The sequence below is a fragment of the Solirubrobacter soli DSM 22325 genome (genome assembly GCF_000423665.1).
GTDB classification, from domain to species: Bacteria; Actinomycetota; Thermoleophilia; order Solirubrobacterales; family Solirubrobacteraceae; genus Solirubrobacter; species Solirubrobacter soli.
The window spans coordinates 285,640-309,177 of the sequence record NZ_AUIK01000020.1 but is presented as its reverse complement, the minus strand read 5'-3'; the positions used below and the strand labels follow the sequence as shown (position 1 = coordinate 309,177).

The window sequence follows — 23,538 nt, the reverse complement described above, 5'->3', positions numbered from 1 at the left end:
GGTGGCGGCGGGCGGCGTGGTGGCGGCGGGCGGCGTGGTGGCGGCGGGCGAGGCGGCGTGGCGCGGCGAGGCGGCAGGGCGCGGCGAGGCGGCGGCCGGCGGCGTGGTGGCGGCGGCGGGCGACGCGCCCCCGGCGGGCGGCTGCGGCGCGGCGAGGGCGGCGGCGAGGCGGGTGCGGGTGTCGTGCAGGGCCGTGGTGGCGATCGCGGTGCGGGTGGCGAGGTCGGCGGCGTCGATCGCCGGAGGTGTGTCCGGGCCCGGGAGGGCGAGGTCGCGGGCGTCGAGCGGGCGGGCGCCTTCCAGCAGTTCGCGGACGGCGCGGGCGAGCTCGTGGAACTCCGTGAGGCCGAGCTGCGACGGCGTCCAGGCCGGGTCGCGGTCCAGGACGAGCTCCCCGAGGCGCTCGCGCAGCGCGTCCTCCAGCTGGGGCGCCGTCATCGCGAGCACGTCGAGCGCCGACAACCGCAGCACGCTCAGGTCCGAGGTCGCGCCACCCGCGCGCACCAGCACGCGGTTCGCCGGCCCCAACATGGCGGCGGCCCACGCCTCCAGCGCCGGCTCGACCCGCGCACGCACCTGCAGCCCGTCGGTCGGCCAGCCGGAGGCGCTGGCGGCCGGGTCGGTCAAGAGGAGCAGGCGGTGGGTGAGCGCCACGCCGGAGCGCGGTGTGCGGGCGATCTCGGGCTCGGGCGCCGGAGCGTCACCGCGCGAGAGCGCGTCGACGGTCGCGCCCGCCCGCTGCGCGTTGCCCTGGACGACCTGGTGCACGCTCTCGGCCACCAGCAGGTCGGCGAGCGCGTCGACGGCGTCGTCGATCGCGCGCAGCTCCGCGTCGATCGCCTCGCCCTCAGGGCTGGAGCGCATCGGCAGCCCGGCGGTCCCGAACGGGATCGTGGTCGAGTCCCAGCGCGCGCTGTCGATCCCCGACCGCCAGCGCTTGCGCAGGCCCAGGCCGTCGGCGACGTTGCTCGCGCGCAGCGCCTCGGACACCCGCGGCTGCGACCGGCGCAGCTCCTCGAGCAGCGCGGTGGCGGCGGCGACCGCGGCGTCCTCGGCCGCGGCGCCCGCGACCTGGTCGGTGACCTGCTGGTCGAGCGCGACGACCTGCATCGCCGTCGACTGCTGCTGGGCCCGCAGCGAAGCCAGGTTCGCGGCCAACGCGCCCGCGGTCTGGTTGGCGGCGGCGACCTGCGGCTCGAGGCTCGCGATCTCCGCGTTCGCCGCGTTGACCTTGTCGCGCCACTCGAGGATCGAAGGGAAGCCGCCCGGCCGGTTCTCCAGCAACCGCTGCAGCTCGGCGCGCGCCCCCGACAGGAACCCGGCGAGCCGCGTCGCGTTGGTCTGCGCGGCGTCGAACTGCGGCTGCGCGGCGGCGATCTGGTTGCGCAGCTGCGTGTCGGCCGCCTTCGCGGCGTCGCTCTGCACCCGCAGCTGCCCGAGCACCGTCGCCGCCGCCCGCTGACGCTCCTGCGCCACGGTCAGGTCGTGCTCGGCGACGGTGATGGCGTCCAGCGGAGCGAGCCCGCGCAGTGCCGCGATGTAGCGATCCAGCACGAGCTCCGGGTGGTGCTCGCGCAGCCCGCGCTCGAGCCGGTAGCCGAGCAGCGCGCCCAGCGGCTGGCCCGCACGCACCCCGTCGAGCAACGCGAGCGCGAGCCGGACCCGGCGCGAGGAGAGATCGAGCGCCAGCGGCGCATCGGCGCCGCCGCCGTGCGCCAGGTGGCCGGAGCGCAGCACGGCGGCCGTCGCGGCCTGGCCGAGCGACGGCGCGTGCACGTAGCCCTGGCTCTGCGCGCCCGTGCCCGGCCGCAGGTTCTCCACCACGCCGTAGCCGCCCAGCCGCACGCCCGCCGCCTTCTTCGCCCGCAGGGCCGTGAGCCGTCGCGTGGCCATCGAGCTCTTCCACGCGTCGAGCCGGTGCGAGGCGAGATCGAGCACGCCGCCCGCGTACCGCTCGAGCGCGGCGGGCGGGACCGACAGCAGCTGCCGCAGCGCGCCATGGACCTCCAGCAGCTCCGTCACCTGCGCGGCCGCGGGCGAGCCGGCGGCGCTGTTGGCGGCGCGCAGCGCGTCCAGATGCGCCGCCAGCGTCTGCCCCGCGGCGGTCACGCCGTCCAGCGGCGCCGCGAGCCGGGACCACGGGGACGGCGCCACGCCCTCGTCGCCCTCGCCCGGCGCCGCCAGCCCGCGGGCGCGCAGGATCCGCCACGCCGCGCCCGCGTACGAGCGCAGCAGCGCGTGCCGCAGGAGCGCGAACAGCAGCGAGTTCGCCCCCGCCGGCGGCGCGCCCGCCCGCACGGTGTCCATCCCGTTGAAGACGAGCCAGTTGAGGAAGCTCTGCGCGGCGGGCAACGGTGCGGTCTCGGAGGGCGAGGCGGCCACGAGCGGCCCGGTCAGCGATGTCACACCGGGGGAGAACACCGCCCGCGCGAGCACGGGGTCGAGCGCGAGCCCGAGCGCCTTGACCGGTTGCAGCGCCTGCGCGATCCGCGAGAACGTGCTGACATCGGCCGCCGGCACCTGCAACGCGCGCGACGCGTAGTGCATCGACACCGGACCCATCGACACGGCCGCCGCGAGCACGGTGCCGAGGTCGGCCCCGCGGGCGATCCGCGGCACGCCGCCGAGCGCCGCCCGCCACGCGCCCGCGAGCCCGTTCAGCAGCGGGACGAGCTGCGCGTCGAGGTCCGGCGGGTCGAGCAGCCGCCAGCGGCGCAGCGAGGTCACGGTCAGGACGCCGTACGGCTGCCGGCCCACCCGCAGCGTCGGCAGCGAGCCGCCCGCGGCCACGCTCGCCAGGTAGTGCGTGCGCGCCGCGGCGATCGCGTCGTCGGAAAGCCCGATCAGCTGATCGAGCAGATAGCCCCAGGTGGCCGGCCAGAGCGCGGCGCGCAGGTTGCGCTCGGTGGCGATCGACGCGCCGCCGGCGCCGCCCACGTGGGTCAGCGGATCGACCGCGATCCCCAGCGCCCGCGCCAACAGCGTCCCGTCCGAACCGCTCCCGGTGAGCACGGCGCCGCGCTCGTTGCGCAGCCACGCCGCGGGATCGTCGCCGGTCGCCGACCACGCCGAGCGCGTGTTGTCGGTGTTGTTGGTCGGGGTGCCGGGCGGCGCCAGCGCGAGCCCGCTCGTGTAGTGGTGGGCGTCGAGCAGCGCGGAGACGCGGCGCGCGCTCTCGGTCCCGTCGCTGCTCGCGCGCACGCCCAGCACGACGAGCCGGTCGATTCCGGTGACGTCGCCGAGCGTGAGCGGGATCCGAAGCGCCATGCCGCGCTCCACCGCACGGTCGAAGTCGACCAGCCACTGTGCCGCCGCGCCGAGCGGCGAGGCCGGGTCGGCGGCGGCGTCGTTCGGGTCCGGCCCGACCGGCAGCGGGTCCGGGATCGGCTTGCCGAGCACGGCGAAGCGCCGCTCGCCACCCCGGTACCCGAGCGCGATCCAGCGGTCGGGAAGGACGTTCGTGCGCGCCGCGCGCGTCCACGCCGCCGCTCGCGAGCCCGGGGTTCCCGCCGCCGCCCGCGCGACCCACGCCGCGCGCGGCGCCCCGAAGCGGTCGACCAGCGCGCGCCACGCCTCGGGAGCCGCCGCGCCACCCGCGCGCTCGGCGTCCAGGTAGGCGCGACCCCAGGCGAGCTCGTCAGCGGTCAGCTCGGGCTCGTGCGCGTCGACGTGCAGCGTGTCCGGATAGACGCGCACGAGCAGGTTCCCGGCGTCGAAGCGCGTCTCGAGCCGCACCGGCAGCAGCGCGAGCGGGACGTCCGCCGCGACGAGGGAGACGAGGTCCTCGGGCGACTCGCTCGCGACCAGCTCGCTGCGGAGGCGACCCGTCGCGTCCGCGAGGATCGCCGCGTGCGCGCTCGCCAGCAGCGCGTCCCACGGCTGCCACGCGGTCGCCACCTTCGCCCGCTGTGCCGCGATGTCCGCGCTGAGCTTGGCCGGCAGCGCCTCGACGGCGGCGGACCGGCCGCGCGCGTCGTCGAGCTGTGCGTTGGCGGCGGCGAGCTGCGAGGAAGCCGTCGCGAGCTCCGCCTTGGCCGCGTCGAGCTCCGCGATGGCGGCGTTGAGCGGGGCGATCAGCGCGTCCGCGGCGGTGCGTGCGGCCTGCGCCCGGTTGCGGGCGGCCTGCGCGGCGCGTTCGGCGTCGAAGAGCCGCTTCTGCGCGGCCTTCAACGCCCCCGGCGGCGGGTGCCCGCCGTCCTCCTGCATCAGGTCGAGCAGGTCCTGCCGCGCCTGCTCGGCCGCGTCGTCCGCCGCCTGCGCGGCGTCGGTCGCCGCATCCGCCGCTGCCTCGGCCGCGGCCGCCTGGGCGGCCAGCGCGTCCCGCGGCCCCGTCGCAGCGGCCACTCGCGCCTGCGCTTCCGCGACGGCCTGCTGCAACGCGGTCACACGCCCGGGAAGCTGGGCGAGGTCGGCCCGCACGCGCGCCCGGTCGTCCTTCGCGGCGACCAGCTTGTCGGCGAGCGAGAGCGCATCGGCCTCGGCCGCCTGCCCGCGCACCCGCGCGGCGGCGATCGCCGCGAGATCGGTCATGCCGTCCTCCTCTTGACGAGCCGCGAGGCGTGCAGCGCCACCCGGAACGGCTGCTGGAACGTCAACATCGCGGTTCCGGCCGCGTTCTTGCCCCAACCGCCCTGCAGGTTCGCGCTCGCCGTGATCGGCTTGGTCACGTCCGCGTGCCCTGAGGCCGTCACCGGGATATGCGACCAGGCGAGCGCGTCGGGGGTGGTGGGAACGGCGGTCGAGCTCGCGACCTCGTCGAACCCGAACCGCGGCTCGCCGGGGTACTCCTCGAAGACGAAGTACCAGCCGAGCCCGCCGAGCGCGTCCTCCTCGCCGAGCGCGAACCCGACGAGCACGACGTCCGGCGCCGGCGCGGCGCGGAACATCGGCGCCAGCCGCGTCGCGGGATCGAGGGCGCCGCCGGCGAGCGCCCGCGCGGCGTAGATCGTCGTCGTCGGGTAGCGGCGCAGGAGCTCGCCGCGGATCGCCAGCACGAGCTGCTTGTCGCCGCCGCGCAGGTGGCCGCCGAGCGGCGCGCTGTCCCACTCCGACATCGGCGGCACGTCGGGCGTCCCCGGGGCGTCCCAGAACTGCCGGAACGCTGTCCCGTTCAGCACCGACGGGTACTCGCGCCACAACAGCTCCCGGCTGAGCTCGTGGTTGAGGCCCGCCAGGTAGGCCTCGATCACCCGTGGCGACGTCTCGAGCAGCGCCACCCCGTCGGCTTCGAGCTGCTCGATGCCGGGCAGGAACAGCCACGGCGCGACCTCCTGCAGCCCGTCGTACATCGCCTCGTCGAAGCGCGGTCCCGCGGCGACCTGCGCCAGCGGATCGGGCCGCGTCCACGTGGTCGGAGCGGCGTCGATGCGTGCCTTCGCCCGCGCCAGCACGGTCGCCTCGGGGGCGAGCCGCGCGAGCAGCTCGACGCGCAGCGCGGCAGCGGACAGCGCGGGCCGCGTGTCGACGTCAGCCACCCGCGCGGCGAGGCTCGTGGTCACGACCATCCCGTTCGGGGCGCCGGGAGCGGGTTTCATCGCCTCGCGGTCCACCGCGGTGAGGAGGTCGATGCGCGGGGTCGGCCCGGCGCGCCGCGCGAGCACGCCCTGCGGGCTGGCGAGCCGCCGCATCGCGCCGGACATGACGGCCTCGGGCACGCGGCTGGCCCGGACCTCGCCGTCCACGGTCGTCCCGGCGAGGGCGATCGTCGCGTGCGCGGGCTGGGTCATCGCCAGCAGCTCATCCGCCGCCAGCGGCGCGAGGTGGCGCTCCAGAACGACGTTGCCGAGCTCGCGGGCAAGCTGGGAACGGCGCAGCAGCGCGTTGACGTCGTTCGCGGCGCCGGCCTGCTCCCACGCGCGCGCCATCAGCTGCTCCTGGCGCTCCTGAACCACGCGTGTACCCGCCGCAGCGGCGACCCTAAGCCTCGGGTCGAGGTTGAGATCACGGAGCCAACCGGCCGCCGGAAGGCCGGTCCCGCCGGCCTGCATTTGGCCGTACAGCGGGGGAGCGACGACGTCGGGCTGATTCAGCGCCTGCGCCAACGCGGCCTGGAACGGTGCCGCGTTGGGCCACGGCGGCGGGGCGTCGTCGCCAGGTGCGCGAAGTGCGCTCTGCATGCCGATCACCCCGGCGGCGGGCAGGCCGCCGCCGGGGGAGTTGAGGTCGAGCCGCGGCGGGGCGGCGTCGAACGGACTGGGGTGCAGCCTGCGCACGAGCGTCTCGAAGCTCCCCGCCGGCCCGGTGGCGAACTCCCACGCGTGGTAGACGGGCAGCCGCAGCGGGCCGGCCGGCGTCGGACCCCAGGCGGGCTCCAGCGCGGCCTCGTCGGCGGGGGTCACCGGGTCGCCAAGCCCGGCCTTCACACCGGCGCGGAACGCGGGCACCACACACGCGACGTACGCCGTGTCCGGCTCCAGATGGCGAGGGCAGACGAGTCGCGAGCAGCCGCGCCCCGGGTCGCTCGCCAGCAGCTCGGCCGGCCGCGCACCCGTGGGGAGGCCGGTGATCTGCCCGTGCGCCCAGGCCCAGGATTGCGAGAGATCGGGCAGCTCCGCCGCGGGGTCGTCGAGCTCGAGCACGCCGGAGCCGAGCCGGACGCCCTCGCCGCGACGGACCGCGATCAGCACCAGCCACGGCCGCAGCCGCGTCTTCGCGGTCCCGGGCGCGGCGGGCGTGAACAACCACGGCAGGTCGGCCCGCGCGAACTGGATCTGCGGCATGGAGCCCGCCTCGAACCGAGTGGTGCCGGCGGGCGGGTCGCAGCGCACGATCTGCCCCGGGTCGAGCCCGGTCACGTCGCCGGGACCGTAGAGCTGGACGGTCGCGGGGACGTCGCCGGCGCCGTCGACGTGCACCGACACGGGCAACCGCACCCGCGCGGTCAGCGCCACGCCGGGCTCGTCCAGCGCGGCGACCGAGCGGCCGATCCCGCTCTGCACCCACGGCAGGAACGTGTAGGCGGCGCTCATGCGACCACCTTCAGCGCGAAGGCGGGGGCGCGCGCGGGCGTCGTCGCCGTGAGCGCGTCGAACACGTCGCCCGGGATCGGCACACGGGTCGACTTCGGCTCGGGGATGCCGACGGCGGTGACGATCAGCTGCTCGTGGTTGACCGCGACGGTCACGCCGGTCCCGGTGATGAAGCCGTCGGCGCCGAGCGCGGCGCCCGACGTCATCGGCTCGAACGAGGGCGCGGAGAGCTTGGCGTCGTCGCTCAGCGCGGTGAACTGCGCGGGCGCGAACTGGTCCTGCAGCGGGGTCAACGTCGTGCGGACGCCGCCGATGGTCGCCAGCGTGATGCGGAAGCGCTTCGCGCCGCTCGGCACGGTCGTCCCGAAGCGCTCGAGCGTCCGCTCCAACGGCGCGAGGCGCTGGCGCACCCGCAGCGTCCCGAGCGGGTGGGCGAGCACGGCGGCGCCCGGTTGCAGCGCGCGGAGCGTGACGACGTCGGCGCCCGCGGGCAGCTGCGCGGTCCAGGCACGCGCGTCGGTGAGCGCGGCCAGCACGAGCGGCGCCACGTCGACCGGCGCCGGCAGGGCGGGGGCGGTGGCATCGCCGATCGTGACGTCGAAGCCGAAGGAGACGTCGAAGAAGAGGATCGAGAACGACGCGCGTCCGCGTGCGCGCCACGGCCGCGGCCCGCTCAGGGTCAGCGACAGCGAGATCGACAGCAGCGTCCTTGAACCGACCTTCACCGCGAGCTTGGCGGCGATGTCGACCACGAACGCCAGCGGCGACAGCGTGACCAGCGCGTCGAAGGAGAGGAAACCGGCGATGCTGAAGCTCCCGGCGCGCGCGGCCAGGTCCACCCGCGCGCCGAACTGCACGGTGTTGGACGTCAGCGCCAGATAGGCCTCGAGCCGCAGCTTCGGGTTGTCGCCGCTCGCCAGCGCGATCGCGACGCGGTCGAGCGCCGGGAACCCGGGCGGGGCGGCGAACCGCGGGTGGAAGCCGCCGACCGCGAGCAGGAACGACGGCCGCGAGCCCCAGTTCATCCGCAGCGCCATGTCACCCGTGAGCGCGAACTGCGCCAGCCGCGAGTCGACGAGGGTGGCATCGACGGCGGCCTCGGCGCGGTCGAAGTCGATCACGCCGAGCAGGTCGACCTGCAGGCGCACGATCGGCTCGTGCTCGTCGGGCAGGAGCGCGCGCAGACGGCCGAGCACGACCAGCCGGACGGGCGAGGGAAGCTCGAGCGCCAGCGCCAGCTCGATCGTGATCAGCGTCGGCTGGCCCCAGACGATCCGCGCGGTCGGCGCGAACACGTGGCGGCCCTGGGCGGGCGGGAAGAGGCGGGCGAGCGTCGCGACGAGCTGGCCGGCGCTCGCCTTCGGGTCGGGCGGCGAGAGCACGGCGCCGAGCGCTCCGCTCTTCAGCCCGGCGCGCAGCGCGTCGACCGCGATCGTCCGGTTGATGCCGAGCAGCCCGCCGACGCCGACGAGCATGAAGCCCATCCCGAGCTGCACGGGCGGGAAGTCGGCGGAGATGATCACCAGCAGCGAGAAGCCCTGCGCGCCGGTGGTCAGCAGCCCGGTCGCGCGGACCGCGAGCCCCTCGAACTGGAGCCGGACGTCGCCTGCGTACTGTCCGCGCGCGGGGTCGTAGAGCAGCGAGCCGGAGCCGGTCACCGGCCCGCCGTCGATCGCCAGACCCAGCTCGGTGGGCGCGCGGAAGCCGATGTCGAGGTCGGCGCCGCCGAGGTTCCCGCCGTCAGCGAAGTCGAGGGTGGCGCGGACGCCGACGCCGTCGATCGCCACCTGCACCGGCCCGATCGCGGCCTTCAGGGCGGCGGAGATCTCCGCGTCCAGCGCTCCGTCGCGCGCGTGCAGCCCGAGGTTGACGGCGCTCAGCCCGACGCCCGCGAGCGTCAGGTCGACGGGGATCGTGGCGTCGAGGCCGGCGCTGCCTCTGAACGTCAGCCCGCGCTCGTTGGACCACACCAGGCCCGCGCTCAGCTCGGCGCGCAGGCCGTCCCGCGGCAGGATCGAGGCGAGGAAGCTGTCGCCGTCGGCGGGTGCGACGACCAGCGCGGCCTGATCGACGTCCGCGCCGAGCTCGAGCAGCTGGCGCGCCGATGTCAGTGCGGTCTGGGCGCCGAGCTTGATGTTCGGGAGCTCGAGGCGCGTGCCGGTGGGGGAGCCGACGATGAACGGCGGCTGTCCCTGACGCGTGGCGGTCAGCCCGGCGGCGAAGCTCGTCGCGCCGGTCGCGAGCGTCAGGCCGTGTGCTCCGTACGCGAAGGCGGGTGCGCCCGCCGCGAGGTCCAGCGCGACCGTGAACGGACCGACCGCGCGGGTCGTCGCCAGCGCGCCGAACGGGTTCACCACGAGACCGAGGTCGGGCGTGAACGAGAACATCGCTCCCGCCTCGCTCGCCGCGGGAACGTTGAGCGGCTGGTCGACGTAGACGATCAGTGACTTCGCGAGGAGCGGGGCGGAGTCGGCCAGCGCTGCCACGTCTCGCGGGTGGATGCCGTAGCGGACCGGGACGCCGAGCACCTGCAGCAGCCCGGCGACGCGCGGGAAGAGCTTCTCGGCGACCGCGTCGGCGTATTCGTCACGCAGCACCTCGGCCGGGTCCTTGACGAGGTCGACGATCCGGTCGAGGTGCACGCGGTCGATCCGGTACGGCAGGCGCACCGGCGTCGGCCCGTTGAGCTGCACCGGCGCGAACGGCTGATCGCTCGAGAGCTCGATCAGCGTCAGCAGCACGAGCACCTGGTGCACGATCGGGTGCAGGGCGGTGAGCCACGCGCCGACGAGCAGCTCGCCGAGGTCGCGCCCGAAGCCCCCGAGCTGGTCCAGGGCATCGTCGCCCTCCGTGATCGCGTCGATCGCGGCCACGACCTGTTGCGAGCTCTCCAGCAACTCCGCGATTGCCGCAAAGGAGGGCGTCGCGGTCTCGTTGAGCGCGTCGATCGCGCGCTTCTCGGCCACGATCGCCTGCAGCGCGTCGGCGAGGTTCGCGGTGTCGGTGTCCGGCAGCGCGCCGAGCTCGAGCAGCATCTTCTCCAGCGCGCCCGGGATCGTCGCCGCGCGGTCGAGCGGGTACAGGAAGGCGCCGAGCTCGGTGGCGAGCCGGTTGAACAGCGTCACGTGGCCACCGCGAAGACGTCCGGGCGGAACGGGAACGCCGTCGAGTTCGGGTCGAGGTCGACGGCGTAGTCGACGAACCGCAGCTGGTTCGAGCGCGGGTCGATCCAGCGCACCGTGTGGATGACCTTCTTGCGGTCGCCGTCGGGCCACTCGAACGTGACCTCGCCGACGTTGTTGACCCCGACGATCTCGCGCGTGAACGCCGAGTCGGTGTTGTACTGGCGGTAGTTGCCGGTGGCGACGTTGAACGCCTGCAGCGCCTGCTTGCGCTGGTCGGGCGTCCCGCCACTCGGCAGTGCGGGGAGCGGAGCCGGCGCCTGCGGCGTGCTCGCGCCCTTGGTCGTCAGGAGGTAGTCGAGCTGGTAGATGTGGTCCGGAACCGTCTTCGGGCGGAACGCGGGCTCCAGCTTCAGCGTGCCGGACTTGCGCAGTGACATGTCGACGAACTTCGGGCCGGTCACCTGGATCCGCACCGCCTTGACGACCGCGCCGGGCGGGACGTTCCAGCCGGCGTAGTACTCGGTCTCGTGCGGGCCCATCAGCGGTTTGATGAACCATTTCGGCGCGTACGTGTAGCCCTGGGTCCCGAGGTCGAGCGTCGACTGGGTCTGCTTGCGCAGCGAGCTCGAGACGAGCTGCGCCACGACCGCGGTGGCGGGCTTGGTGCCCGTGTCCTCGAAGCGCTTCGCCGCCTTGTAGAGCATCCGGGAGGCGAACCCGAAGTGCACGTCGCCGCTCAGGAGGATGACTGGGCCGCGCAGCTCGCCCGCGACGGTCGGCAGGCGGTCGCTCAACGCCTTGATCAGGCGGTCGAAGGCGGTCGACGGCAGGTCCCAGGCCTCATGGACGTCGGGGAAGTGGCTGACGTGGTTGGTGATCCACTCGTGGCGGGTGGCGCTGCGGATCGGTTCGACCGGCGGTGCGTTGGTCGTGAGCACGACGATCAGTGCACGGCCGGCCGTGGGCGGCTGGATCTGCGAGATCTGCGCGGCGATCTGCTCGGGTGGCAGGAGGTCCGGCGCCTCGCTGCCGCCCAGCGGGAAGCTGCGCCAGGTCCGGGTGTCGGTGAAGATCACCTGGTGGCCGGGGCCTTCGACCGTGAAGTTGAAGATCAGGGAGCCCGGGTCGTGGAAGACCGCCTTGCGGGCCTTGATCTGGTCGCCGGTGTGGACCGAGGTGAGCGAGTCCAGCGCGGCCGAGTTGGTCTCATAGCGTGTGGCATCGCCCTTGTCGAGCAGCGCCAGCAGCTTGGAACCGGGCTGGTTCGGATCGGTGAACTGCTCGGGCGCGTTGCCCCAGTGTTGGCAGAGCGTGTACGCGACGACACCGTTCTTGACCACCCGCCGGCCCACCGCGTTGCCGTACAGCCCGACGGCGATGTCCAGCGTCATGTTCCAGTCGTCGGTGACCTCGTGGTCGTCGCAGATCATGTAGCTGGGCACGTTCGCGAGCACGCGCCGGACCTCGTCGAGCCCGGTCGCGAACGACTTCAGGTTCCCGATGTGGCCGTCGATCGACTTGCGATCCGGCGGCTTCGTGCCCGCCGGCAGCTTGGCGACGACGTCCTCGTACGTCGGCACGCCCGCCGCGCCCCACAGCACGTCCGACCACACGAACAGGTACATCGCGAGGTACTCGCCGAGCGCCATCAGGTGCGCGTCGAGGTCCTCCGAGGTGAACCCGCAGCTGTCGAGCAGCTTGCGGCGGGTGTGCGGCGGCAGCTGGTTGGCCTTGCCCGCCGGGGCGGGCATCGTCTCCTGCCAGCCGAGCAGCACGTCGGACGCGTCCGTGAGCAGGAGCAGCAGGCTCGCCCCGACGTCGTCGGCATAGATCTGGTCGCCCATCAGCAGCAGCTGATGCGGGCGCTGCTGCGGCGTCTGCGCCGTCTGCGAGATCAACTGACCGACCAGCGGCAGCACGTCCACCCCGTTCCCGTGCGGCATCCGGCACGACGAGTGGATCAGCCGCAGGTCGTCGAGGTTCGGCGGCGGCAGGCAGAACGACGGCCGCTTGAACGGGTCATACGCGAGGTTCGCTTTGTTCGTGGCGTCCGCCAGCGTCTTCTGCGGGCCGCCATCGACTGCGAAGGAGAGGTCGTACTCGTAGACGGTTCCGGGCAGCAGCGCCGTCCCGGTCGCCGTCACCGCCACGAGGTGCAGGTTCGTCCCGATCGCGACCGTGTGCCGCGTTCCCTGCATCCGCTGGGTCGTGCCCTCGACGACGGTCAGCGTCACGCTTGCCGCCTGCTTGAGCGCGAGCCACACGGTCACCGAGCCGGGCACGACCTTGCGCAATACCGGTCCCGCGAGCACCAGCGGTTTGTCGCCCAGACTGGCGCTCAGCGAGGTCCACGGCATCCAGGGACCACTATCCGAACCGTCCGTCCCTGTGCAATCAGGGAGCGTCCCTGAAGTTAGCCCTTAGGGGTGCCACCCGATCGGTAGCGTGCTGGGCATGGCGCAGATGCGAGCGGTGGTCGCGGAGCGGCCGGACGGGCCTGACGGCCTCGTCATCCGGGAGGTGCCACGCCCCGAGCCACGTCCGGGCTGGGCGCTGGTCAGGGTCGAGGCGTTCGGGCTCAACCGGTCCGAGTACAAGACGCTCAAGGGCTTTGCCGGCGACGCGGTGACGTTCCCGCGGATCCTCGGGATCGAGCTCGTCGGCGTGGTCGAAGCGGTGGATGGCGACGAGCCCGCGGTGCCGGTCGGGACGACCGTCGCGGCGCTGATGGGGGACATGGGCCGGGCCTTCGACGGCGGCTACGCCGAGTACGCGCTCGTTCCCGAGCATCAGCTGATCGCGCTCGACACCACGCTGCCGTGGGAGGTGCTCGGCGCGCTGCCCGAGACCTTCGTGACCGCCGCCGGCTCGCTCGAGCACCTCGGCCTGCAGGCGGGGGAGACGCTGCTGCTGCGCGGCGCCACTTCCTCGGTCGGCCTCGCCTGTCTGGAGCTCGCCCGCGGCGCCGGCGTGCGGGTGATCGCCACCACGCGCAGCGAGGCGAAGGGCCGCCGGCTGACCGAGCTCGGCGCCGCGGGGATCGTCCTCGAGGGCGACGGCTTCGTCGAGCGAGCGCGGTTGGCGCTGCCCGAGCGCGGCGCCGACGGCGCGGTCGACCTGATCGGCGGGCCCGGAGTGCTGGACACCCTGCGGTTGCTCCGCCCAGGCGCGACGGCCTGCAACTCCGGCTCCCTGTCCGACACCTGGACGATCCCGGACTTCGAGCCGATCGCGATGATCCCGTCAGGACGCAAACTGACGGCGTTCCACTCCAACTCCGTACACGACGCGCGGGTGAGCGGACCGCTGCTGCGCGCCGTCGTCACGCAGGTCGAGCGCGGCGAGGTGGCACCGAACATCGACACGGTCTACACGCTCGAGCAGACTCCCGACGCGCATCGCCGGATGGCCGCGGACGAGGCGACCGGCAAGCTCGTGGTGCTGCCGCGAGGCACGACCGGCTGAGTGCCATCGGGCAGCCAGGCGCAACCGAAGCCCACAGCGCCCCGGTCCGTGAGGTGACCCTCCCGGGTTTCGTCACGCGGCAGTGGCGAGGGGCACCCCCACGCGCCGCGAAGTTCGCGGGCGGGGGTGATCGATCTCGGCATCGCTGCACGCCCAAGCGGCGCCTAGCGTGGTCATGCCGGCGGCGACGAGCGCGCGCACCAACGGCCGCGGGAGCCGTGGTGGCGTCTGGCACCGGCCGGGATCAACGGGCCGGTCGAGGGCGCGTGATGCGCTCGACCAGCCACACGGCCAGCGCGAGCGCGAGTGCCGCGATCAGGAGCACGACCGGCCAAGGGAGCCCCGACCCGAGCGCTGAGGGCGTGTATCCCTGATAGCGCGGTCCGGCGATCGTCGGGCCGGTGAAGGCGATGCGATCGGCGATCAGCCGTGAGCCGCATCGCGTCGCCGTGATCGAGAGCCGCTGCCCGCGGCGGATCGGCTGGTACACGGGGCGATTCACGAGCGCGGTACGTGCGTCGACCCGGACGAGGTGGCTGCGCCCGCCGGCGATCAGGTCGATGGTGTTGTACCCGGCGCTGTCCGCGGCGCCCTCGAGCGTCGGCTTGCGGGTCGCGCAGCGGCGGCGCGAGAAGCGCGGTGACGACGGCTGGTGCAGCGGGTGCGTCGCAAGTGCGGTGAGAGAGCCGTACGCGATGTACACGTGCTCACCGTCGACGGAGCGCACCGCGATGTCGGCCGGGACTCCGGCGAAGCGCACGACCGTCGTCCTGCCGTCGGGCTGTTTCGGTCCCCCGTCGTTGCACGCGGGGGACACGGCGGGCATCTCTCCCGCGGTCCGCGGCAGCGTGCGATCCGATGCGGATTCCCCGAGCAGCACCGTTCCGTCGACGACCACCGCACCGACGCAGCTCGCCCGCGCCACACGTGGCGCCACGCATGCGAGCAGCGCGAGCAGCAGCACACAGACGAAGAGTCTCATATAGGCACTACGCGCGGCCGCGGAAGCCATCACGCGAGCGCGCGCAGCAGATACGGGCCGAGCGTCGTCGAGAAGGTGCGCGTGAGGTGGTCGAGGTCTCTGAGCACGAGCGCGCCGCCGACCACGGGCGGGCACAGCGTCGCGGTGCACATGCGGTCGGACAGGTCGAGCAGCCGCACGCGGTCGTCGCCGGGGGCTCGCGCGGCCTCGACCTGCGGATCGGGAGGAAGGGCTCCTGCCCGCGGTTCGGCGCAGCGGGAGCCGATCGCCCGCCGGGCGCGCAGCAGCCGCTCGACGCACGTGCTCGTCTCGAGGCTGACGCGGCTCGGCGTGTCACGGAGCACGTAGATGGTCCGCACACTGGCGGGGAGCGACTGCCACGCTGACCGGTAGCCGGCCACGGCGTCGCCCGCGAACTGCGACATGTCGTTCGCCGAGACGAACACCGTGTGCACCTCGGGATGGTCGAACAGCCAAGCCCGGGCGGCTGCGTTGAAGCTCTGGCACTCGGCGGCCTGCGGGGGCGGGAAGTGACTCACCGGGGTGTCGGTCAGCGGGCAGCCCCCTCGCGTCATCGCGACGACGCGCCAGCGCTTGGCCTGGGCCACCACGTCGAGGGCGGCGCGCCAGTGCTCCGCGTGGCTGTCACCGATCAGCGCGACCGACTCGCGAGCCTCACCCGGCGCGACACCGAAGTGACATGGAGCGAGCATCGGCGTCGCGTCCATCACCGTGCACGGTGCCCCCGGGATCAGCAGCGCCTCCGACGGCGTCGGGCTGGCGACGGTCGTCAGCGCCGGGTTGCTGCACCGGGCCTGCGCGGCCGCACCGAAGCACCTGGGCTCCGCCAGCAGCCGGGCACGCGCCGCGAACGTCCCCCGCCGCGGCAGCGCGTCGGAACCGTCGCCCCAGCGGCTGCGAACCGACCACCGGAACGCGCCGAAGGGGAGCTCAGCATCGACGGGGGTGAACTTCGCCGTGAGCCTCGTCCCCTTCAGCGTCACCGTGCCCGCGACGGGCGTGGACGCGACGCGGCTCAGCACCAGGCGGCCGCGGAACCTCCTGACGCACAGCTCGGCCTTCTGCCGCGGCTGGCCGTACGCGAGGTCCAGACACAACACGCGCCGCCCGCGAGTCGTGAGCTCGGCAGGGTCGTAGACGCCGCGCGTCCGGATCACCAGCTTGAGCTTGGTCCCGTCCTGCCCGAGCGCGGCCGACGCGAGGTCCAGCGGCGCGGCCCGGGGCGTCGCCGGCGAGACGTGGACGACCGGCGTCGGTTTCCAAGGCGGCGCCGGGACGTCGAACACGTGCGCACCCTACAGCCGCTCGGCGAGGCCGATGAGGATCCCTTCAGGGCCGCGCATGAAGCAGAGCCGGTAGACGTCCTCGAACTGCTCGATCTCCCCGACGAGCTCGCCACCGTGCCGGCGCAGGCGCGCGACGACGTCGTCGATGTCCTCGACCGCGAACATGATCCGGCGGATGCCGAGTGCGTTCGTCGGCGCGTCCTGTGGCTCGGCCCGGACCGCGGGCGGCGTGTGGAACTTCGCCAGCTCGATGCCGCCGTGGCCGTCCGGGGGGCGCATCATGGCGAGGTCGCAGCGGACGCCCTCGAGCCCGATGATCTTGTCCACCCACGGTCCCTCGTTGGTCGCCTCTCCCTCGAGCTCCATGCCGAGCTCGGTGAAGAACGCCTTGGCCCCGTCGAGGTCCTCGACGACGATGAGCACATTGTCCATTCGTTGAAGCGTCATATCCGGTGAGCGGAGCGGGTCAGCGCTTCTCGACATACGACACGCCGAGGCGGTCGAAGTAGAACGAGAAGTAGTCGGTGACGAGCCCGACCGCCTGGTCCAGCGACTGGCCGATGCCGTGGCCGCCGGCCTCCATGCGCAGGAGGATCGGCTGATCGGAGGAGGTGGCCGCCTGCACGCGGGCGACGGTCTTCTTGGCGTGGTGCGCCTCGACGCGCGTGTCGAACTCGCCCGCCGTGAACAGGACCGGGGGATAGGCGGTGCCGTCGACGACGTTGTGGTACGGCGAGTACGCATAGAGCGCCTTGAACAACTCGGGGTCGCGGACGCTGCCGAACTCGGTCACGTTGAAGGCGCCGTTCGGGGTGAGCTCCGAGCGCAGCATGTCGAGTACCGGCACGGCGCAGACGACGGCGGCGGCGATGTCGGGTCGCTGCGTGAGGACCGCGCCCATCAGCAGCCCGCCGTTGGAGCCGCCCATGATCCCCAGGCGATCGCGGCGCGTGACCCCCGTCCGCACGAGGTGGTCGGCGCAGGCCGCGAAGTCGTCGAAGCAGTTCTGCTTGGCCGCGAGCCGCCCGGCGTGATGCCATTCGCGGCCGTACTCGCCGCCGCCGCGGAGGTTCGCGACGGCGTACACGCCGCCTTGCTCGAGCCACAGGAGCCGCGACGGCTGGAAGGACGGCTTGAGCGAGATCGCGAAGCCGCCGTATCCGTAGAGCACGGTCGGGGCGCCCTGCGGCGTGCCCGTCCGGTACATCAGGTTGATCGGGACCTGGGTGCCGTCCTTGGAGGTCGCGAACACGCGCTCGACCTCGATGCCGGCGAAGTCGATCGGCACGGTCGTGCCCAGCGCGGTGCGGCGGGGCTCGTCCTCGTCGTCGGCATGGACCCACCACGAAGGCGGCGAGACGAACGTCTCCACCACCCACGCGACCGCGTCGGAACCGAGCCGGCGCGGCTGATCGATCGCGCTGATCGCCGGCACCGGCACCTCGGCAAGGGCGTTGCCGTCGTGGTCGAAGGCCCGGATGCCCGACGGGCCGCCGTCGATGTCCACCACCCACAGCCGGGCGTCGCTCGCGGCGATCTCCTCGATCGCGAGATCGCCCTGCGGCACGACCACCGTCGCGTCGGCGATCGTGGCGGAGTCGTCGAGCTCGAGGCGCAGCACCTGCCCGCGCGGGGCGTCGCGCAGCGAGAGGACGAACAGCCACCGGCCGCCGAACTCCGCGCGGATGCACTCGTCGCCGAGGTCCGCGATCAGCCGCCACGCCGCGTCGCCCTCCTGCCGGCGCACGAAGATCTGCCACTCGCCGCCGTCGCCCTTCTGGACCAGGTCCATCGCCCAGTCGGCTGACGCGGACAGGAAGTTCTCGGCGATCCGGTTCTCGGCGAAGACGCCCGCGAGCTCCCGCCGGCCCTCGCCGTTGCCGAGCTCGTGGAACCACACCTCCTGGAAGAAGCCGACGTCGGCGTCCGGGACCGTCCCCGGTGCCGCGCACCACGTGCACCAGAACCCGCTCGAATCCGCGCGCCAGGCCAGCGACCCGCCCGCCAGCCCGGAGTTGACGTGCGGCAGCGGCCCATCGACGAGCTCGCCGGTCACCGTGTCGTGGACGAACACGGTCCCGTCCTCGGTCCCGTTCTCGGAGAGCGAGACGGCGACGAGCGAGCCGTCGGGCGAGGCGCGGTACCAGTCGATCGTCGTCGCGCCCGAGGCGTCGAGCGCGTTCGGGTCGACCACCACGCGTTCGCCGGCCGTGTCGTCGAGGCTCTCGAGCGCGACCAGGAACGGCTGCTGGAGCGGCGGCTGGGTCTTGAGCGCGAAGTAGGTCGAGCCGCCGCGCGTCAGGCCGTCATACGCGGTGGACTCGACCTTGAGGATCTCCTCGAACCGGTGCCGGATCGCATCACGGGACGGCAGCGCGTCGAGGTGGGCGCGGGTTCGCGCGTCCTGCGCGGCGGTCCATTCCTTCGTCGCCTGCGAGCTCTTGTCCTCGAGCCACCGGTACTCGTCGACGACCTCGACGCCGTGGTAGATGTCTGTGACCGGCTCGCGTGACGTGAACATTCGTCAGAGAGTGCCGGACGGTAGCCTCGGCCGCGTGTTCGATCACGTTGGCGTCGCCGTCTCGGACCTCGCGGCCTCCGAGCGCTTCTACCGCACCGTCCTGAGCGCCCTGGGCGTCGAACCCAGCCACGCGGACGCCGAGCTGGTCGAGTGGGAGGACTGGGACATCGGTCCGACGGACGGCGGGCATGCCCTGACGCGCGGGCTGCACGTCGCCTTCCGCGCCCGCGACCGCGCGCAGGTGGACGCGTTCCTGCAGGCGGGTGTCGACGCGGGCTACCGCCGCGAAGGCGCCTTCCTGCTCGACCCCGACGGCAACGGCGTCGAGGCCGTCGAGGTCGACCACGAGGACACGGGCCGGATCGATCACCTGTGGCTCCGCGTCCGCGACCCGCAGGCCTCCAAGCGCTTCTACACCACGATCGCCCCACACGCCGGGCTGCGCCTCACGCACGACGCGCCGGACCGCGTGACGCTCTCAGGCTCGGACTACAGGCTGTCGCTCGTTCGCGACGAGCGCCCGCTCTCAAAGCACGTACACATCGCGTTCGGAGCGCACGAGGACTCCGCCGTGCGCGCGTTCCACGCCGCCGCGCTCGCCGCGGGCTACACCGACAACGGCGCACCCGGCGAGCGCACCGTCTACCACGCCGGCTACTACGGCGCGTTCGTGCTGGACCCGGACGGGCACAACATCGAGGTCGTCAACCACAACCGAGGCTGAGGCATGGACGTCGTCCCGCTGATCCCGGACTCGCAGGTCGAGGACTACGCGCGGCTGGCGAACGAGCTCGCCGCCGGCGGTGGGATCGACGCGCTGTGGACGGACCCTGATCCCTTCGTGCAGGGCAGCTTCGACCGCGTCGTCGCGGGCATCCGCGCCGCGAGTCCGTCGACCCTGGAGGACGCGCAACGGGTGCTGGCGCGTGCGCACGGGTTCGACCGCTGGGAGGACTTCACCGAGCATGTCGACGGGATCGCGGGGAACACGTTCGAGGCGGCGGCCGATGCCGTGGTCGGCGGCGATCTCGCGACGCTCCTGAGCGACGACCTGGTCCGCGAGCGGTCGGCGCGGCGGCATCACGCGACGCTTCTGCACTACGTCGCCGCCAACGGCGTCGAGGACTTCCGCCAGAAGTCGCCGGCGAACGCGGTCGCGATCGCGACGCTGCTGCTCGACGCCGGCGCCGAGGTCGACGCCCTGGCGGACACCTACGGCGGCGGGCCCGCGCAGACCACGTTGAACCTGCTCGTGTCGAGCGTCCACCCGGCGATCGCGGGCGTCCAGGTGGGCCTGGTCGAGCTGCTCGCCGACCGCGGCGCCGCGGTCGACGGCGTCGCCGACGACGGCTCACCGCTGATGACGGCGCTCGGCTTCGGCTATCCCGCGGCGGCGCAAGCGCTCGCGGCACGCGGCGCCCGCGTGGACAACGTGGTGGTCGCGGCGGGGCTGGGGCGCCTGGACGTCGTGCGCGCAAGGGTCGGAGAGGACCGCGTCATCGCGGACCCATGGGGCGGTGACGTCACGAAGCCCGAACAGCACGCGTTGGTGTGGGCGGCGAGGTACGGACACGCGCCGGTCGTCGAGTTCCTGCTCGACCGTGGCGTCCCCATCACCGCGATGGACTCCTTGATGCCGCTGCACTGGGCGGCGGCGCAAGGGCACATGGACGTGATCGAGCTCCTGCTCGCCCGCGGCGCGCCGCTGGAGGCGCTCAACGAGTACGGCGGGACGGTGCTCGACTCGACCCTGTGGTTCGTCGACAACGCGCCGGTCGCCGGGGTCGACTACGCGGACGTGATCCGCCGGCTCCTCGCCGCGGGCGCCCGCGCGGACGTCCGTCCCGGGATGCGACGCCGGGTCGACGAGATCCTCTCGTAGCGGGTCGCGAAACGGACACCGCGCCGCGTCGCGGACTCCCCGGCCGGGGTTCATGTGCAATACATGCGTGGGCTGCGGATAGGGAGGAGTTCTCATGACGGCGCCTGTTTCGCGTCGCACGTTTCTGGCCACCGGCGCGGTCGCCGCGGGCACGTTCCTGCCGGGCGTGGCCGCGTACGCTCGGCGGCCGCCGACGGGCGGCGTGCGTTTCACGCTCGATGCGGAGGTGCTCGACGGTGGGGAGCAGGTCACCTCGATCACGCTCGACACGGCTCGGCTCGGGCCGATCGACCCCGCCAGCCTGACCACCGGCACGTTCAAGGTGCACGCGAAGGCGACCAGCCCGATCCCGATCGCGCCCGGCGATTTGATCTTCAGCGAGTACGACCTCGACCGGGTGGTGACCGCGGCGCGGCTCGACCACTGGGGCAACATCGTGCTCGAGCTCGCCCATGGCGAGGGTCAGGTCGGTGGCGGCACGCTCGGGTACATCGTGAGCAAGGGCCGCAACGTTTTGCTCGACCTCGTCTACACGATCACGCAGACCGCGCCGCTCAGGACGCGCAACCGCCGCCCGGTCACGATCGCGCGGTTCGTGCAGGGTGCGCTGTCGGACCCCGAGGTCGACGCGTTCAGCTACCACACGTCCCGGTCCGGGATGAAGTACCGCCTCTACTCGCCCGATCGCGGCCGCGGACGTGGCGGGAGCCCGCTCGTGGTCTGGCTCCACGGTGGGGGTGAGGGCGCCTCGCTGCCCGACGGGTACTACGACAACGAGACGACGTTGCGGGCCAACCGCGGGGCCTTGGGCTTCGCGACGCCGGACGCGCAGCGGATCTTCGGCGGCGCGTTCGTCGTGGCCCCGCAGAGCACGTCCTTCTGGCTCGAGGACGGCCCGCGGTTCGCCCCGCTGATCCGCGAGATCATCGACGACCTCGTGCGCCGTTACCGGATCGATCGCTCGCGCATCTACGTCGCCGGCTGCAGCAACGGCGGCTACATGACGATGGAGATGACATCGGTCTACGGCGACCTGTTCGCGGCGGCCGTGCCGATCTGCGGCGTCGTCACGTCACTGACGCCGGGTGGCCCGCCAGTGCTCACCGACGCCCAGCTGCGGGCGATCGACACCCCGACGTGGCTCGTCGCCTCGCGCGATGACACGACCGTGCCGATCGAGCCCAACACCGTCCACGCCCACGACCTCATCCCCGGCTCGCTGATGAGCCTGTACGACCACGTCATCTGGAACGGCTACCAGTTCCCCGGCCACTGGTCGTGGATCTATGTGGCCCGCAACGACCCGGCGATCGACGGGACGCACATCTGGCAGTGGATGGCCGCGCAGCGCTGAGATGTATCCACGGGGCTCTCGCGCGGCTCTGGATCCGTATGGGATCACAGAAGTCGCGCGAGGAACTCGCCACGTTGCGGCTCGAGGCCGCGATCGGTGCGCTGCTCGCCGCACGTGCCGCTCGCGAGCTCGAAATCAAGCCGCGAAGACGTGGGCTACGGCTCCTCCGCTGAAGGCGATGGTGCTCATCGGCTCGATGGTGAGCGGCTCGGTGAAGAGCCGCTCACCCGCGCCGAGGACGACCGGGTGGACGACGAGGCGGTACTCGTCGATCAAGCCGGTCTCGACCAGCGATCGGGCGAACCGTGTCCCGCCGTGCGCGAGCAGGTATCCGCCGGACCGCTCCCGCTTGAGCCGCGTGATGGCCTCGGCCAGGTCTCCGGCGGCGATCTCGGTCTCGCCCCAGTCGGCGGCCGTGAGCGAGTTCGAGAACACGACCTTGGGGATCGCGTTCATCGCCTCGGCGAACGGTCCGGAAGCGCCCGGCCAGAAGCCGGCCCACGCCGTGTAGGTGGCGGCACCGATGAGGTGCGCGCCGGCCCGGCTCAAGGTCTCGACGGTCCACCGGGCGCCGTCCTCGGAGCGTCCCGCGGCGACCCAGTCGGCGCTCCCATCGGGTGGTGCGACGTAGCCGTCGAGCGACACGGACATCTTCAGGACCAGTGAGGCCGCCATGCGCTGCTCCGTTCCCGTTCAGGTCTGCGCGATCACGAGCACCATCGTCATCAGCGCGATCGCCACGCATCCGCCGCTGAGCCACAGCACCGTGCTCAGCCGCAACGGCACGTGCTCCTCAGGGCTGCGGGCACGTGACAGCTGCTGCTGCCGGCGCACACCGACCGCGAGCATCCCGATGGCCAGCAGCGCGTAGCCGCAACCGAGCACGATGTACGGCCACGGCGCGACCTGCAGCACCTCGGGAGCGAGCCGACCGACTCCCAGCGCCCCCGCCGCGGCCGCGAGCGCGGTGCGCCACCAGGCCAGCCACGTGCGCTCGGCGGCCATCGAGGCCATCCGGGCCTGATGGTCCGGTGGCGAATCAGGCGCGGGCTCACTGGCCATGGCGAGCGTGTTTACCGGCGGGCGCGGACAGAACCCCCGTCGGCTTCCTCAGCCGGCGCGCGCTTACGAGGGTCCGTCGGAGTCGTGCGCTGTTGCGGATTTACTCATGATCGGTGTAGCGTTCGGCGCATGCGCCGCATAGCCTGGACCGTGCTTCTGTCTTCCCTGTTCGTCTGCATCGCCGCGGCGCCCGCGAGCGCGGTCCCGCCGCAGTTGACGTCGGTCGACCAGGAGAACCGGCACGTCACGGCGACCTTCTCGGCGCCGCGTGCCGACGACGTCACGGTCTACCTCGCGTCGAGTCCGGACGTCGCGACGAACGGGCGTTTCCTGCAGGAGAACATCGTCAGCGTCGGCTCCCTCACCGACAGCGAGATCCAGTCGGGGCGTTGGGTCGACCAGTCCCAGACGGACCCCGGTCGCTACTACGTGATGCTCAGCGCCTCGCGCGACTATTCCACGTGCGAGCGAGCCGATTACTCGCCCGACCCGGCGTGCGCGGACGGCCTGTCGAACATCGCCACGCTCGACGTGCCGGCACCGACCACCAGGTACACGGTCAAGTCCGAGTTGCTGCGGGAGATCAGCATTCTCTACCTGACGCTGAAAGCGGACCCGCTCGGCGCCAAGCAGCGCTACTAGGTGTGCTGGAAGACCAAGGCGGGGCGCAAGAAGTGCGTGAAGAGCACGCTCGACGGCTACTCGTGGAACAGCGACACCAGCGACACGGTGCGCATCAGCACGAAGGGGCTCGCCAAGCGCACCACGTTCACGTGGACGAGCACCGGCGACAGTCCTGAGCGGCTGGCCTCCAAGACCATCGCAACGCCGAAGGCGAGATCCAAGTTGTGAAAATCAGGTCCCGCGGCGCG

General features: G+C 73.0%; 16 protein-coding genes. 6 read left to right on the top strand and 10 right to left on the bottom strand.

Translation table 11 applies throughout. From position 1 onward, the window contains the following. From G569_RS0115255 to G569_RS0115240, 4 genes are all read right to left on the bottom strand, one after another. The coding region (locus G569_RS0115255) for a hypothetical protein (RefSeq protein WP_028064032.1) at positions 1-4,530 on the bottom strand (4,530 nt) is incomplete at its 3' end. Continuing rightward, complete coding sequence (locus G569_RS0115250; RefSeq protein ID WP_028064031.1) at positions 4,527-6,968, bottom strand: hypothetical protein; 2,442 nt, start codon at positions 6,966-6,968, stop codon at positions 4,527-4,529. The genes G569_RS0115255 and G569_RS0115250, both read right to left, overlap by 4 nt. Continuing rightward, on the bottom strand, positions 6,965-10,093 hold the full coding sequence (locus G569_RS0115245; RefSeq protein WP_028064030.1) for a DUF6603 domain-containing protein: 3,129 nt from the start codon (positions 10,091-10,093) through the stop codon (positions 6,965-6,967). The genes G569_RS0115250 and G569_RS0115245 overlap by 4 nt, the downstream gene beginning before the upstream one ends. After that, positions 10,090-12,450, bottom strand: coding sequence for a metallophosphoesterase family protein (locus G569_RS0115240; protein ID WP_028064029.1), 2,361 nt, complete (start codon positions 12,448-12,450; stop codon positions 10,090-10,092). Before G569_RS0115240 ends, G569_RS0115245 begins: the two co-directional genes overlap by 4 nt. Positions 12,451-12,547: 97 nt before the next feature. On the opposite strand from G569_RS0115240, the gene G569_RS0115235 reads away from it, so the two are divergent. Further along, positions 12,548-13,558, top strand: a complete 1,011-nt coding sequence (locus G569_RS0115235; protein WP_028064028.1) for a zinc-binding dehydrogenase — start codon at positions 12,548-12,550, stop codon at positions 13,556-13,558. 244 nt (positions 13,559-13,802) lie between these two features. On the opposite strand, the gene G569_RS0115230 is transcribed toward G569_RS0115235, so the two are convergent. The 4 genes from G569_RS0115230 to G569_RS48720 are packed head-to-tail and all read right to left on the bottom strand — an operon-like array spanning position 13,803 to position 18,368. Beyond that, positions 13,803-14,540: a hypothetical protein gene (locus tag G569_RS0115230; protein ID WP_028064027.1), complete on the bottom strand. Its 738-nt coding sequence runs from the start codon at positions 14,538-14,540 to the stop codon at positions 13,803-13,805. A gap of 29 nt (positions 14,541-14,569) precedes the next feature. Further along, positions 14,570-15,847, bottom strand: coding sequence for an SGNH hydrolase domain-containing protein (locus G569_RS0115225; protein ID WP_028064026.1), 1,278 nt, complete (start codon positions 15,845-15,847; stop codon positions 14,570-14,572). Positions 15,848-15,856: 9 nt separating this feature from the next. Continuing rightward, the gene (locus G569_RS0115220; RefSeq protein ID WP_028064025.1) at positions 15,857-16,294 is read right to left on the bottom strand and encodes a VOC family protein; all 438 of its coding nucleotides are present in this window, start codon (positions 16,292-16,294) and stop codon (positions 15,857-15,859) included. A 19-nt stretch (positions 16,295-16,313) separates the two neighbouring features. Then, a complete protein-coding gene (locus G569_RS48720) occupies positions 16,314-18,368 on the bottom strand; it encodes a prolyl oligopeptidase family serine peptidase (RefSeq protein ID WP_053226408.1) in 2,055 nt (684 codons plus the stop codon). Between the two features lie 361 nt (positions 18,369-18,729). Here G569_RS48720 and G569_RS66375 point away from each other — a divergent pair, with 361 nt between their 5' ends. The 3 genes from G569_RS66375 to G569_RS0115195 all read left to right on the top strand — a co-directional run bounded on the left by G569_RS66375 (position 18,730) and on the right by G569_RS0115195 (position 21,604). Beyond that, a complete protein-coding gene (locus tag G569_RS66375; RefSeq protein WP_028064024.1) occupies positions 18,730-19,092 on the top strand; it encodes a VOC family protein in 363 nt (120 codons plus the stop codon). A 3-nt stretch (positions 19,093-19,095) separates the two neighbouring features. Then, entirely contained in the window at positions 19,096-20,250 is a 1,155-nt protein-coding gene (locus G569_RS48710) for an ankyrin repeat domain-containing protein (protein WP_037496678.1), read from the top strand. Between the two features lie 94 nt (positions 20,251-20,344). Continuing rightward, a complete protein-coding gene (locus tag G569_RS0115195; RefSeq protein ID WP_028064023.1) occupies positions 20,345-21,604 on the top strand; it encodes a prolyl oligopeptidase family serine peptidase in 1,260 nt (419 codons plus the stop codon). A gap of 135 nt (positions 21,605-21,739) precedes the next feature. Here G569_RS0115195 and G569_RS0115190 read toward each other — a convergent pair whose 3' ends face one another. Both G569_RS0115190 and G569_RS48705 read right to left on the bottom strand, forming a co-directional pair. Then, complete coding sequence (locus G569_RS0115190; RefSeq protein WP_037496675.1) at positions 21,740-22,279, bottom strand: dihydrofolate reductase family protein; 540 nt, start codon at positions 22,277-22,279, stop codon at positions 21,740-21,742. 18 nt (positions 22,280-22,297) lie between these two features. Continuing rightward, complete coding sequence (locus G569_RS48705) at positions 22,298-22,618, bottom strand: DUF202 domain-containing protein (RefSeq protein WP_053226406.1); 321 nt, start codon at positions 22,616-22,618, stop codon at positions 22,298-22,300. A gap of 177 nt (positions 22,619-22,795) precedes the next feature. Here G569_RS48705 and G569_RS0115180 point away from each other — a divergent pair, with 177 nt between their 5' ends. Next, complete coding sequence (locus tag G569_RS0115180) at positions 22,796-23,308, top strand: hypothetical protein (RefSeq protein WP_028064021.1); 513 nt, start codon at positions 22,796-22,798, stop codon at positions 23,306-23,308. Continuing rightward, the gene (locus tag G569_RS0115175) at positions 23,309-23,518 is read left to right on the top strand and encodes a hypothetical protein (RefSeq protein WP_028064020.1); all 210 of its coding nucleotides are present in this window, start codon (positions 23,309-23,311) and stop codon (positions 23,516-23,518) included. Positions 23,519-23,538: the final 20 nt, after the last annotated feature.